The organism is Roseivirga sp. AWQ4_251 (assembly GCF_056158225.1).
The window spans coordinates 1,010,895-1,022,771 of record NZ_JBSWSW010000002.1; the positions used below are offsets into that span (position 1 = coordinate 1,010,895).

The following is an 11,877-nucleotide window of genomic DNA, read 5'->3' on the forward strand; positions in this document are numbered from 1 at the left end:
ATCAAAGATAGCAGAATGCCAGAAAGCACACACCGCTGATTCGATAAAGCTAACAGAAGTATCGCTAAATGGACAAAAATCAAACTTAACTATTTTGCCTAACGATCGTTTGTTTGGAAAACGCTTTTCAGTAATTTTCGACAAACTATAGGAAGAATGGATTTTGAAATGAACGAGAACCAAAGCATGATCGCAAGTATGATCAGAGACTTTGGAGAAAAGGAAATTACCCCTTTCCGAAACCAATGGGATGAAGATCAAACTTTCCCCATTCAAGTGATGAAAAAGCTTGGGGAGCTTGGCCTCATGGGCGTTGTGATACCTCAAGAATATGGAGGTTCTGGCTTTGGCTATCACGAATATATCACCGCTATTTCTGAATTAGCTCAACTCGACCCAGGAATTGGCCTTTCTATGGCCGCCCATAATTCGCTTTGTTCAGGCCACATTTTGCTTTTCGGAAATGATGCCCAAAAGAAGAAATGGCTTCCTAAACTGGCTACTGCCGAATGGATTGGAGCTTGGGGCCTAACAGAACCCAATACAGGCAGTGACGCGGGCAATATGAAAACCACTGCAAGAAAAGAAGGAAATGAATGGGTGATCAACGGAACAAAAAACTGGATTACCCATGGCAAAAGTGGTGACATTGCTGTAGTTATTGTTAGAACTGGAGAAGTTGGTGATTCACATGGCATGACAGCTTTTGTGGTTGAAAGAGGAACCCCGGGTTTTAAAGCAGGCAAGAAAGAAAACAAACTAGGCATGCGCAGTTCGGAAACTGCCGAAATGATCTTCGAGGATTGCCGAATTCCAGAAGAAAACATGCTGGGAGAAGTTGGCCATGGTTTTATTCAAGCTATGAAAGTACTTGACGGTGGTAGAATTTCAATTGCAGCTTTGAGTTTGGGAATTGCTGAAGGAGCTTTCAAGGCTGCTCTTCAATATTCACAAGAAAGGCAACAGTTTAATCAGCCTATATTCAATTTTCAAGGCATTTCGTTTAAGCTTTCTGATATGGCCACGAAACTGGAAGCGGCTAAACTGCTTACCCATCGCGCTGCTGAACTCAAAAATGAAGGCAAAAGCGTAACCAAAGAATCGGCTATGGCAAAATACTATGCTAGTGAATGCGCTGTTGAATTCTCTAATGAAGCCGTTCAGATTTTTGGTGGCTATGGATACACCAAAGACTATCCGGTGGAAAAATATTACCGCGATAGCAAGCTTTGTACTATTGGAGAAGGAACTTCTGAAATTCAAAAAATAGTAATCGCGCGATCAATTCTGAAATAATATAGAATCATAACAAGAAGAAGGTGCTGAGCTCAAGAATAACCTTATTGGTAAATTGAGGTTTATGGCCACAAGCATCTTCTTCTTTTTTTGATTATCAGTGGATTATAAGAAAGTTTTTCTACCTTTGCAGTCCGAATTTTGAAAGGAGGTGTTTCACGGACTATGATTATTATTAACGTAAAAGAAAACGAATCAATCGACAGAGCCCTTAAAAGGTTCAAGAAGAAATTCGAAAGAACGGGTGTTCTCAAAGAATTGAGAGCAAGAACAAGCTTATGAAAAACCTTCTGTTTCAAGAAGAGCAGAAAAAATCAAAGCAGCTTATAAAGAAAAAATGTACGCTAAAGATAACTACTAAGCGTTCTTTTTCTAATCATAAATCACTATGTTAGTACTGTGTGAGAGACGCAGTGCTAGCATGGTTGATTCCTTCCTAAAATACATATCCTACGAGAAGCGGTACAGTAACCACACTGTTACATCTTATCAAAACGATCTCGTTCAATTTTCCAGTTTCATTTTAGACAAGTTCAAAGCAAGCGACCTCAACCAGGCCACTCAAATTATGGTGCGTTCATGGGTATTATCGCTAATGGACGATAAGGTTTCTCCCAGAAGTGTAAACCGAAAAATAGCCAGCTTAAGAGCCTACTTCAAATTTGCACTCAAGCGAGAATTGATCTCTAAAGATCCAACCGCAAAAGTCAAACTTCTAAAAACTCAAAAAGACTTACCCAGCTTTGCAGAAGAAAACGAATTGGTAAACCTTTTAGACAGAGTAGAATTTACCAAAGATTTTGAGGGTTGCCGCCAAAAAATTATTCTAGAACTTTTATACGGTACCGGCATCCGTTTATCCGAACTAATTGGCCTGAAGGAATCAGACATAAACCCTTATCAGCGAAGCATTAAGGTATTGGGCAAGCGCAACAAAGAGCGCATAATTCCCCTTTCCGAATCGCTGATGGAAATTGTTAAAGAATATAAAATTGAGAAAAATCATGTGTTTGGAGATAATCCTAATGGTTTTTTGATCGTAAACAATAATGGAGACCAAGCTTATCCGATGATGATTTACAGAATTGTTAAAAGCTTTTTAACCATGGTTGATTCAACGGAAAAGAAGAGTCCCCACGCATTGCGCCATACATTTGCCACGCACCTTTTGAACAAAGGAGCAGACCTCAATGCTGTGAAAGATTTATTAGGGCACAGCAGTTTAGCGGCCACGCAAGTGTACACGCACAATTCGCTCGAAAAGCTGAAAGCAGTTTTTGAGCAAGCTCACCCTAAAGCTTAAGTTTAACCTTTAAAATTTTACCACTATGAAAGTACAAGTTCAATCAGTCCACTTTGATGCAGACATCAAGTTGATCTCCTTCATTCAGAAGAAACTCGATAAATTGGACACTTTTTATGATCGCACTATCGATGCTGAGGTCATTCTTAGATTGAATAACGAAGGGATTGAGAACAAAACGGTAGAAATTAAGTTGAACGTACCCGGTGATCAGCTGTTTGCTGAAAAAACAAATGGATCATTTGAAGCAGCTACCGACCATTGTACCGAAGCTTTAAGAAGGCAAATTAAGAAGCATAAAGAAAAGTCTTTAGCACATTAATACGCCCAAGATTGATATAGAAAAAACCTCTGCTAGTCAGAGGTTTTTTTATGCTCAAAGCTTCGCGCTCTTTTCTTCTTTTATCTCCAAATGATCGCCTACTTTAATCTCCCCTTCATTCATAGGAATAAAATTTTCTCCGAAAAGAATCTTAGCCCCCACTTTTCTGTAAGTAGCTAGTGTTTTTAGAGGTTCTTTACCTTTCTCTGTTGTTTCAGGATCAATTGTGGTCAGTACACAACGTGCACATGGCTTTACACCAAATAACTCAACATCATTAATCTGCACCTTTCTTAATTCATCTTCTTGGTGAGGTTTTCCTCCTTTGAAAACAATGTTGGGTCGAAAGCGGGCCATAGAAAGAGGCCGTTCAAGCTTGCTATTCAACAACTCCATGGATTCCTCGCTAATCATGAGAATCGGATACCCATCAGCAAAACTCACTTTATCTTCTTCATTTATGGCATAACGCTGATCGGCCTGACGAACAGAAGCATCATGCATATACATAAGCCGGCATGGCATCTCCAAGGCCTTGGTAAACCACAAATCAGCCATTGTTCCTACAGGTTTAGCCGGACATTCATCGTCCCAAACAGTTACTGTTTCAGCTTCAGAATTAGGTTCAGCCAAAGGAAAAACGAGAGGATTCATCTTTCCAGAGTGATCTTCTACTTTCATCAGTCCAGCTTCAATTTTAGGCTGTAGAAGTGCCATTTTTGGGAAATTCCTCTGGGTAATAAATTGATTATTCTCATCAACTAACATCCATCTTCTATCGTATTGAAGGCCTCTAAACTCAACCTTGGAGCTGGTCAAAGAAATGCCACCAAGAGATTTAATCGGATAGATAAAGATTGAGGTAATGGATAAATCAGCCATAGCAATTGAGCATTAGAACTTTCGAAATTAAGAAGGAAAAACTATTAGTGAGAACCATCTACAATAAATCGGAAGCCCAATCTCCCAAATCCTCTTCTCGGTCTATATCACTTAAAACTGGTAAGGTTTTGTAAGTGATATTTCCATTTTCAAAATCTTGAATAGTGGAAGAACACACAGTTTCCGTACTCCATTGCTTGTTTTGGAACAATTCAGGAAGTAGTTTTTTCATTCCCAGAAGGTAATAACCGCCATCTTTTGCGGGCCCAATAATGGCTTCATTTTCATTCAAAGCATCAAACGCCTGAGTCAAAATTTCAGAATGTAGATCGTAACAATCGCTACCAATAATGCACACCTTTTTATAACCCATTGAAAAGGCCTTTTCAAAAGCACTCAGCATTTTAAGGCCTAAATCACCCTTAGCCTGAACATCCTTTTCAAAGCCGTTTGCTGACCACAAATCATTGTCAGCGGGAAATTCATTATAAAAAACACGTTTGTCGACATTTACTTTTGAAGCCTCAGATTGCGTTTTCTCCATTAATCGATTGTAAATGGCCAAAGCCTTATCATCGCCAATAGTGGCAGCCAATCGAGTTTTTACTTTTCCCTTCTCTGGATTTTTAACGAAAATAATTAGCAGCGATTCTGATCTCATTTTACTCCTTCTCCATTTTTCAACCACAAGCCAAAAAAACGATTATAAACATGCACTTTCTCCGTTATACTCTGGTTCATATCCACCACTTCATATCCGGCATTCTTCCATTCAATAATGCCTCCATCCATATTATAAACCTGTTCAAAGCCCTTTTCTTGAAGTTGTTTGGCCAAGCGTGAACTCCTAACACCAACAGTACAGTACAGTACAATTTTGTCTTTTGGATTAAGGTTTGGAATTATTGAAGGTTCATAGCGATCGGCTCCTTTCAGGTGGCTCACTTCAAATTCTTCTTCATTTCTAACATCAATCAACTTCACTCTCGGATCGTTCAAAACCTCCACAAACTCTTCAATACTTAGATTTTTTATTCCTTTAGCATAGAAAAGTTGGGCTGAGTTAGAATTCATAAGAATGAAAAACAGGGCGACACCAATAGCGAAAGCCCCGAACATTAAAATTTGATTGGTTTTTGAAATCTTCATTAACTAGCGGCTAGTTAAATAATCGGATTTGGGAGACAATGTTTCAACAGACATTTCGACAAATTAAATAATTATTACCTTCGAAACTGAAGATGCCAAAGCCCAAAAGACTTACCGCTAAAGAATATACGGAAGGAATACTTGCCGCAGACCGACTGGTGCTCAGCCGGGCGATTACGGTAATTGAAAGCAATTTGCCTAGCGATATAGAATTGGCAAATGAGATTCTGGAAGCAATTTTACCCTTCAGCGGAAATTCCAGAAGAATAGGCATTACGGGCGTGCCTGGAGTTGGTAAAAGTACTTTTATTGAAGCTTTTGGAGAGTTTATTACGGAAAAAGGGAAAAAGCTAGCTGTGCTTACAATCGACCCAAGTAGTCAATTGAGTAAGGGCAGTATTTTGGGCGATAAAACCCGAATGGAAACTCTAGCCCGAAATCCAAATGCGTTTATTAGACCTTCCGCCTCGGGTTCAACTTTAGGCGGAGTTAGTAACAAAACCCGCGAAGTTATGCTGTTGTGCGAGGCTGCGGGATTCGATGTAATTTTCATTGAGACAGTGGGCGTTGGCCAATCTGAAACTTTGGTTCATGGCATGGTAGATTTCTTTTTGCTGCTTATGCTAGCGGGTGCGGGCGATGAGCTTCAAGGCATAAAAAAGGGAATCATGGAAATGGCCGATTCTGTAATCATCAACAAAGCTGACGGGGAAAACATTAAGGCGGCCAAAAGGGCTAAAATAGAATATCAGAATGCACTTCACCTTTTTCCTGCTTCAGAATCGGGATGGATTCCTCAAGTAAAAACCTGCTCAGCACTGGAACATCAAGGTTTAGCTGAAATTTGGGAAATGATGACAAAGCATGATCAGCAACTCAAAGCCAATGGTTATTTCTTCAACAACAGAAAGTTGCAAAACCTAAACTGGATGAAAGAAAATATTAGTGCATTGCTGGAGCAAGAGTTCTACAATAGCCCTTCAGTAAAAAGCAATATTGAAACTCTTACTGAAAAGGTAAAAACGGGAGAAACTCCTGCGCTTACTGCTGCACGCGAATTGGTGAAAAAGTTTAGGGCAAAATAAAACCCCCAACAGAAAAATTCCATCGGGGGCTTTCACCTATAACAATTTGTTTTCTATCCCTTTCTAATACTTGAGGCTCCAGAGCTGTCAGAATTTACCGATGGATTTCCTCTATATCTTACGCTAGAAGCTCCTGAAGCTCTAACATCCAATCGTTCCGAAACATTTACTTTAGCTGTTCCTGCCCCTGTTACTCTGATATCGGCTACTTTACTTTCCAAGTCGTAAGCACTGTAAGTTGTGGCACCACTAGTTTTAACTTCCTGCTCATCGGCTCTTCCTTCCAAAGTAATTACACAAGCTCCGGAAGCCTCTAAATAAAGATCGTTCACATCTAAATCTAAGTTCAATACCGAAGCACCAGAAAGATCAATATCCAATCTATCGCTTTTCAAAACGTCTATCGTTTTTATGGAAACCGCTCCACTTGCATCAATAGCATCCAATGACTTCACCGTCAAATAAGCTCTTGGTGTATCTCTTAATCTTCGGTTTCTTCTCGAATCCTTCATTCTGATTTCAAGCTTGCCTCCTCTCACTTCGGTAAGTACATCATCCATAAATTCGTCATCGATTTCAATTTCCAACAACTCTCTATTACCTATTCTGATTTCTACTGCAAACGCACTACTAACGCTTAATTCTCTAACTCCTGAGATATCTCTTTTCTGTCTCGATTGACCCAAAGCACTCAAAGTCACAAAGGCCATTAGCGCTACAAAAGTTAAGGCTCGCGTTATTCTTATTGATGTTCTCATGATTTCTAATCTTAAATCTGCACTAAAGATAAAGGTCTTTCAAAAAGGTTGCACGTCTCCAAAAAGTTTCAAAATAATATTGTCCAAGTTTCTGAATTACAATCCAAAAGCCGATTGATAATTTTAAAGGTTAAAAGACACTATTTGCACAAATGAAAAAGCTCAACAAATAGTTTTAACTTATCGAAAGGTTTAAGGTCAGAATAAAGACAATTATAGGCAACCAAAAAGCCGAATTTGAGTTTTATCAAACCAGCTATGCAACACATCGTCATTATTGGCAACGGCATTTCAGGCATTACCGCAGCCCGCCACATTCGTAAATTGAGCGACCATAAAATCACGGTAATTTCTGGAGAAACCGATCACTTCTTTTCCCGCACCGCTTTGATGTACGTTTTCATGGGCCACATGAAATATGAACACACAAAACCTTACGAAGATTGGTTTTGGAAGAAAAATAGAATTGAGCTTAAGCGCGCTTGGGTGGAAGCCGTAGATACCGAACAGAAGGAAATTCAGTTCTCTACAGGCGAAACGATGCCTTACGATAAACTCGTAATTGCGACAGGCTCAAAGCCAAACAAATTTGGTTGGCCAGGTCAAGATTTAGCGGATGTTCAAGGGCTCTACAGTTTTCAAGACCTTGAAAACATGGAAAAGAACACCAAAAATATTTCTCGTGCGGTTGTAGTTGGCGGTGGACTTATTGGTATAGAAATGGCCGAAATGCTGCTTTCTAGAAATATTCCCGTCACATTTTTGGTTCGGGAAAAAAGTTTCTGGAGCAATATTCTGCCCATTCAGGAATCTGAAATGGTTTCGCGCCATATCAAAGAACATAAAGTGGACTTGCGCCTTGGGGTAGAACTGAAGGAAATACTTAGTGATGGAAATGGTAAAGTGAAATCCATTCTCACCAGCGAAGGAGAGGAAATTCCTTGTCAGTTTGTTGGGCTGGCGGTTGGCGTTTCTCCGAATATTGACTTTCTAAAAAACTCATCTCTCGAATTGAATAGGGGCGTTTTGGTCAATCGTCAATTACAAACCAATGTAGAAGACGTTTTTGCCATTGGCGATTGTGCTGAATTTCGCGAAGCTATTGACGAAAGAAAACCCATTGAACAAGTTTGGTATACCGGCCGAATGATGGGAGAAACCTTAGCCAGAACACTTTGCGAAAAACCCACTGAATACAACCCCGGCCCTTGGTTCAATTCTGCCAAATTCTTCGATATTGAATATCAAACTTATGGCTGGGTTTGGCCTAAACCGAAAGAAGATGAAAGCGATTTCTACTGGGAAGATTCCAGCGGAAAAATTGCCCTGCGGCTAAGGTGGAAAACCAATTCCAGAATATTGACAGGTGTCAATAATTTAGGCTTTCGATTAAGACATCCGGCTTTCGATCAGTGGTTCAAAAAGTCTAAAACAGTTGATTTTGTGTTAGAACACCTTAAAGATGCCAACTTTGACCCTGAGCTATACAAAAGCCACGAACAATCCATTCTTGAGAAATTCAATCAAGAAAACGGAACCACACTTCAGCTGAAAAAGAAAAGCTGGAAACGCATTTTAGCATTTACCTCATAATAGAATTCAAGCCGCAATGTCTCATCCAGACCCAAGTTTATCCATTTCAAATCCTCATCCATCGCACACCGATTGGTTTCAAAAAATTGCCTTGGCTATAGCTTGCCTAGGTGTTTTGATTCTTTTGGCCGCTTGGGGAAATATAGCCTTAGATGCAAAAATATTCTTGCCTTTAGCGCTTCTCTCCATTTTAGTAGGAACTACACTTTATGGAGCACGAAGCTATCTCAACCAACCTAAAGGCATTAAAAACAATGGAGTTTGGTTTCAATCCTTGACCAATCGTGGAGCATTGGCTTGGGCAGCAGGCATTTTGCTCACGGGTTTTTACATAATTCTCTATTGGTTTCCCGGGTATATCGGTTTGGTAGAAGATGGGCAAAATCAAGGTTTGGTCGCTTTATTCGACCCTTTGAGCATGGCCATAAAAGGAAGGCCAGCTAGCCAGTGGTTTGTATATGGAACCCTTTACACGGTGACCATTTTGGCTTTGGGAATGAAGTTTATCTTCAAATACCGCCACAACCGATATCAATTGATAAGAACCATTTCGGTAATGGTAGCGCAATTGGTATTCGCTTATACCATTCCAGAAATTTTGGCCGCACTCAATTACAATGATGCAACAGCCGCTTCAGGAGAATATTTAGGTTATTACGATGCCGACATAAAAAATGTGTGGCCGCTCGACTACGACTTCTTTTATGCTTGGCATTTGGATGGCACTCAACAGAAAGCTTACCAACCTTTCGGAATGATCTTTCTGGTTGCCGGAATTGCCCTCTTTTTGGTAGGAACCCCAATACTAACTTACTTTTTGGGCAAACGATGGTATTGCTCTTGGGTTTGTGGCTGTGGTGGTTTGGCAGAAACTGCTGGCGATCCGTTCCGTCATCTGTCTTCAAAGAAATTGGTGTCTTGGCAAATTGAAAGGTGGCTAATTCACTCGGTCATGATTTTCGTTTTTGTGATGACAGCCGCCACACTTTATGGCTACTTTACGGGTAGTGGCCAATTTCTTGGTCTTGATATTTATACTTACTTCCAAAAACCATATGGCTTTTTAATCGGGGCTATTTTCTCTGGCATTATTGGCGTAGGCTTTTACCCAATTTTAGGCAGCCGAGTTTGGTGTCGTTTTGGTTGCCCAATGGCGGGATACATGGGTATTATTCAGCGATTCAAATCTCGATTTAGAATTACAACCAATGGCGGCCAATGTATTTCTTGTGGCAATTGCTCTACGTATTGCGAACAAGGAATTGACGTAAGGGCCTATGCTCAAAAAGGACAAAACATTGTTCGTGCAAGTTGTGTAGGCTGTGGTATTTGCGCAGCAGTTTGCCCAAGAGGAGTGCTCAAATTAGAAAATGGCCCTGACACGAATAGAACAGAATTGCCTCCAATTATGATCGGCAACGACAGCATTAAAGTTTCAGAGTAAAATTGAACTGATTTTCTTCAAAAAAAGCCTCGCATTATATCCAGTGCGAGGCTTTTTTATATGTTGAAATTCAAATCATTAAGCAACTAAATTTTAATATTCTAAAGTAATAGAATCAATATTCACTCTATTTCATTTTAAAAAATACTACTTACTTATTTTAATTATTAATTCTTTTTAATTAAAATTAACCAAGAATACGTTGACCATTTTTTAATATTTTTTTCTCTTATCTAAATCAAAAATCATTATGAAACTTGATGTAGCCGTAATAGGCGGTGGGGTTTCTGGCTGCTACAGCGCCTGGAGACTTCAACAAGCCTACGGCAAAAAACAAAAAATTGCTCTTTTCGAGTATGGCGACAGAATTGGTGGGCGATTGTTCACTATTACCTTACCGGGCATGCCGAATGTTCATGCCGAAGTAGGTGGAATGAGATACATTCCTACGGAACATATTATGGTGAACGATTTGGTAAACCATCTTAAACTTCCTACTAAAGATTTCCCAATGGGCGCTCCAGAACCTGTTGGCGCAAACTGTAACCTCTACTATTTAAGAGGCAAGCACATTCGACTTCACGAAATTACAGACCCCAGCAAAGTACCTTATAACCTCAACTTTTTTGAAAAGGGACTAGGGCCAGAGGATTTGCAGGTAAAGGTTATGAATTACCTTTTCCCAAATATGAATGAGCTTTCGCTTTGCGAGCAAATGAGGCTGAAAGTCTATGGAAAATCCCTTTGGAAATACGGCTTCTGGAATTTGCTTTTTAGAGTATTGAGCAATGAAGGTTACCAGTTTATGCGCGATGCAGGCGGGTATGACGCCAACGTGGCCAATGCCAATGCTGTAACACAATTACCAGCAACAGAATATAAAGATACAACTGAGTTTTTAACCCTTAGAGACGGTTACGACAAACTACCTATTACCCTAGCCAAAGAATTCAATGAAAAGTTTCCCGGAGAAATTCCTCAAGGAGAAAGGGTTCATATGAACCGCAGATTGGCTAAAATCGAAATTCATCAAGGCGAAGAATATAAGTACACACTAATATTCTACCCTACTCAAACTACTAACGGAAAAACCAAGGATGTAAAAGGCGCAGAACCCATTGAGGTAAAGGCCAAGAAAATCATCTTAGGAATGCCTCGTAGGTCTTTAGAACTTATTGAAAGTGAATTTTTTGAAGACAAATGGCTTAAGAAAAACATTCCATCCGTACTGATTCAAAAAGCCTTTAAAATCTTTTTGGCCTACGAACAGCCTTGGTGGCGTTCAATGGGGCTTGTGGCAGGGCGCTCTGTTACTGATCTGCCGGTTCGTCAAGTGTTCTATTTTGGCACAGAAGCCGAACAGAAAGACGGCTTGCCATACATGAATTCACTTATGATGGCCTCTTACAACGACATCAGCACAGTTCCTTTCTGGAAAGGTTTAGAAGATGGCGAGCCATTTAAAGGCCACAGGCCTGCTTGTATGCCGGTAAATGAAGACGAGGTGGTTCCGAAAATGGAATACCAAATCAGCGATGAAATGGTTCGAATCGCCAATGAACAAGTTGCTGAAGTACACTCTCAGAAGGAATTGCCGCAACCTTATAGTGCTGTTTATCACGATTGGAGTGGTGACCCTTACGGTGGCGGATGGCATGAATGGAAAGCCAATTACCGTTTAGATGAAGTGATGTGCAAAATGCGCCACCCTGTAGATTCTGAAGAAATTTACATTGTAGGTTCTGCTTATTCGTATGACCAAGGTTGGGTAGAAGGCGCATTAAACACTGCCGAATCTACTTTGGAAGAATTCTTTGGACTAGATCAGCCCGACTGGCTTACTGACAAAAACTACCAGCAAATGCCGATTCCTTGCCCAGGTGGATGTCAGGACATGGACAATCACTGCATTCCTAGCACAGACATGACGAGCTCATTAGACGATATGACACCTACTTGTCTCGACCCAGGCAAATCACTGGCCGAAGTGGTAAAAGCTTACGAAAAGGAACAAAAGAAGAAAAAGAAATCTAAAAACGACTGAT

Annotated in this window: 11 protein-coding genes and 1 pseudogene; 8 read left to right on the forward strand and 4 right to left on the reverse strand. The window is 40.2% G+C overall.

The window, feature by feature from the left end:
• Window positions 1-156 precede the first annotated feature (156 nt).
• The 4 genes and pseudogenes from ACXACJ_RS18555 (at window position 157) to hpf (ending at window position 2,921) form a co-directional block, all read left to right on the forward strand.
• A complete protein-coding gene (locus ACXACJ_RS18555) occupies window positions 157-1,296 on the forward strand; it encodes an acyl-CoA dehydrogenase family protein (protein ID WP_475135913.1) in 1,140 nt (379 codons plus the stop codon).
• A gap of 165 nt (window positions 1,297-1,461) precedes the next feature.
• Window positions 1,462-1,657, forward strand: a pseudogene (rpsU, locus tag ACXACJ_RS18560) (30S ribosomal protein S21).
• Window positions 1,658-1,684: 27 nt separating this feature from the next.
• On the forward strand, window positions 1,685-2,599 hold the full coding sequence (locus ACXACJ_RS18565; protein ID WP_475135914.1) for a tyrosine-type recombinase/integrase: 915 nt from the start codon (window positions 1,685-1,687) through the stop codon (window positions 2,597-2,599).
• A gap of 25 nt (window positions 2,600-2,624) precedes the next feature.
• Complete coding sequence (hpf, locus tag ACXACJ_RS18570) at window positions 2,625-2,921, forward strand: ribosome hibernation-promoting factor, HPF/YfiA family (RefSeq protein WP_475135915.1); 297 nt, start codon at window positions 2,625-2,627, stop codon at window positions 2,919-2,921.
• A 54-nt stretch (window positions 2,922-2,975) separates the two neighbouring features.
• On the opposite strand, the gene ACXACJ_RS18575 is transcribed toward hpf, so the two are convergent.
• Genes ACXACJ_RS18575 through ACXACJ_RS18585 form a run of 3 tightly spaced genes read right to left on the reverse strand, consistent with a single transcriptional unit; the run spans window position 2,976 to window position 4,952 of the window.
• Window positions 2,976-3,803: an MOSC domain-containing protein gene (locus ACXACJ_RS18575; RefSeq protein WP_475135916.1), complete on the reverse strand. Its 828-nt coding sequence runs from the start codon at window positions 3,801-3,803 to the stop codon at window positions 2,976-2,978.
• A 58-nt stretch (window positions 3,804-3,861) separates the two neighbouring features.
• Entirely contained in the window at window positions 3,862-4,464 is a 603-nt protein-coding gene (locus ACXACJ_RS18580) for a TIGR04282 family arsenosugar biosynthesis glycosyltransferase (RefSeq protein ID WP_475135917.1), read from the reverse strand.
• Window positions 4,461-4,952: a rhodanese-like domain-containing protein gene (locus tag ACXACJ_RS18585; protein ID WP_475135918.1), complete on the reverse strand. Its 492-nt coding sequence runs from the start codon at window positions 4,950-4,952 to the stop codon at window positions 4,461-4,463. Before ACXACJ_RS18585 ends, ACXACJ_RS18580 begins: the two co-directional genes overlap by 4 nt.
• Before the next feature lie 92 nt (window positions 4,953-5,044).
• Between ACXACJ_RS18585 and meaB the strand changes: the two genes are divergently transcribed.
• Entirely contained in the window at window positions 5,045-6,037 is a 993-nt protein-coding gene (gene meaB / locus ACXACJ_RS18590; protein WP_475135919.1) for a methylmalonyl Co-A mutase-associated GTPase MeaB, read from the forward strand.
• 53 nt (window positions 6,038-6,090) lie between these two features.
• On the opposite strand, the gene ACXACJ_RS18595 is transcribed toward meaB, so the two are convergent.
• Window positions 6,091-6,795 (reverse strand): head GIN domain-containing protein, encoded by a 705-nt coding sequence (locus ACXACJ_RS18595; RefSeq protein ID WP_475135920.1) that lies wholly within the window; start codon window positions 6,793-6,795, stop codon window positions 6,091-6,093.
• Between the two features lie 258 nt (window positions 6,796-7,053).
• On the opposite strand from ACXACJ_RS18595, the gene ACXACJ_RS18600 reads away from it, so the two are divergent.
• The 3 genes from ACXACJ_RS18600 to ACXACJ_RS18610 all read left to right on the forward strand — a co-directional run bounded on the left by ACXACJ_RS18600 (window position 7,054) and on the right by ACXACJ_RS18610 (window position 11,876).
• Window positions 7,054-8,388, forward strand: coding sequence for an NAD(P)/FAD-dependent oxidoreductase (locus ACXACJ_RS18600; RefSeq protein WP_475135921.1), 1,335 nt, complete (start codon window positions 7,054-7,056; stop codon window positions 8,386-8,388).
• A 16-nt stretch (window positions 8,389-8,404) separates the two neighbouring features.
• Window positions 8,405-9,832, forward strand: coding sequence for a 4Fe-4S binding protein (locus tag ACXACJ_RS18605; protein ID WP_475135922.1), 1,428 nt, complete (start codon window positions 8,405-8,407; stop codon window positions 9,830-9,832).
• A gap of 250 nt (window positions 9,833-10,082) precedes the next feature.
• Window positions 10,083-11,876: a flavin monoamine oxidase family protein gene (locus tag ACXACJ_RS18610; protein WP_475135923.1), complete on the forward strand. Its 1,794-nt coding sequence runs from the start codon at window positions 10,083-10,085 to the stop codon at window positions 11,874-11,876.
• Window position 11,877 lies beyond the last annotated feature (1 nt).